Raw genomic sequence first — 1,470 nt, 5'->3', positions numbered from 1 at the left:
GACACCGAGTACCCAGCTTAAAAAGCGTATCTATGATTTGAAGTGCAGTCTGCATGGTGGAATTATCCCCGTGTCTGTACCGCCAGAAGTACCGTTAAGGGAATTTCCGTACAATGCAGTTGTGGAGCTTGTCAATCCAGTAGCCGATACGGTATCACGAAAGACTTATACGGGTGCAGATGTGGACTGGTATGTAAAGGCAGAGGATATTGTGTTGAAAAATAAAGGCAATCAGAACGCAGGCAGTCCACAGAACCATACACCGCAGGGACAGCCGAAAAAATAGGCTTACTGAATAGATTTTCATTGTAGCGGATATATGGAACTGTTATAATATGGGTATGAAGAAACGGACAAATAATAAGGTGTAAAGGAGACCAGCTATGAAAGATAAAAACATTTTAATTTGTGTGGGAATAATTATTTATATTGCTATGTCTGGAATTGATAGATTTGTTTATCATATACCTAATATTATTTATATACCAGTTGCAATTCTTGGTATTGCTTTAATTTTAATTGGCTTTTTCAAAGATAAATTTAAACAAGAAAATTTCGATTTATAGAACTGAAAATTAAAGATTTAGAAAAGGTGGTAAATATGATAGGGCTAATACTAGGTAATATAATGGTGGTTTTAGGGGTATTCAGTATTATCAAAGGTAAATTGCCCCTTATCAAAAGATATAATGGGGTAAAAAACATAAAGCTACATTCAAGAATTGAGGGAACAGCTATATTATTAGTAGGAATTATGCTGATTTTTCAATGTTTTATATCACTAGGAAATGTTGAAATAGTTATCATTATTTTATCAATTTGTATTTTTTCGTTGATACTAGAAATTGCATTAAAAGTAATATAAAATTCCCATTTGCAAAACTTCATATCCATACACACAAAGCAGTTAGTCTTAGGATTGACTGCTTTTTTCGTACCCAGAAAGGAGTGATTGATTTATGCGTAAGATTTGGAATAAAGGACACCGTATCAGAGCCAGCGACAAGCACCTTGTCTACCACTTTTCCATAGGGATGCTTCTGGTGGTATTCGTGGCGGTTCTTTTGCTACTCAATATCAAACAGCTTATGCGTACTGATTGGGAGCATTTCAGCTTGTTAGAAAACGGCTTGACGCTCTCCCCTTACAACTTCATAACCATATTGATAGCGACGGGTGTTTGTGCATTGGTCGCTTTTCTATATTACCGCTTCTGTTACGACAGTTTCAAGAAGCTCCTGCACCGTCAAAAGCTGGCAAGAATGGTACTGGAAAATAAGTGGTATGAAGCCGATACCGTACAAGACAGCGGTTTTTTTACTGACCTGCAAAGCAGATCAAGGGAAAAAATCGTCTGGTTTCCAAAGATTTATTATCAAATGGAAAAGGGACTGCTTCATATCCGCTGTGAAATTACGCTGGGGAAATATCAAGACCAGCTTTTACGGTTAGAGGATAAATTGGAAAGTG

At 36.7% G+C, this 1,470-nt stretch carries 2 protein-coding genes and 1 pseudogene; all 3 read left to right on the top strand.

All coding sequences use genetic code 11. The annotated features are described in order from the left end of the window. The coding region (locus tag DWW13_RS18470) for a YdcP family protein (protein ID WP_118720826.1) at nt 1-286 on the top strand (286 nt) is incomplete at its 5' end. Nucleotides 287-383: 97 nt separating this feature from the next. Next, a complete protein-coding gene (locus DWW13_RS18465) occupies nt 384-566 on the top strand; it encodes a hypothetical protein (RefSeq protein ID WP_005428606.1) in 183 nt (60 codons plus the stop codon). Nucleotides 567-959: 393 nt separating this feature from the next. Beyond that, nucleotides 960-1,470, top strand: a pseudogene (locus DWW13_RS18455) (ATP-binding protein); the annotation flags it as partial.

Origin of the sequence: Blautia sp. AF14-40 (genome assembly GCF_003479665.1) — a bacterium.
GTDB classification, from domain to species: Bacteria; Bacillota; Clostridia; order Lachnospirales; family Lachnospiraceae; genus Fusicatenibacter; species Fusicatenibacter saccharivorans.
Note: the sequence above shows the minus strand (reverse complement) of the source record. Positions and strands in the feature narration are given on the sequence as shown.

What these genes read in the sequence shown, in the direction of transcription:
- DWW13_RS18465 (WP_005428606.1), top strand. Translation starts at nt 384, where the DNA reads ATGAAAGATAAAAACATTTTAATTTGTGTGGGAATAATTATTTATATT.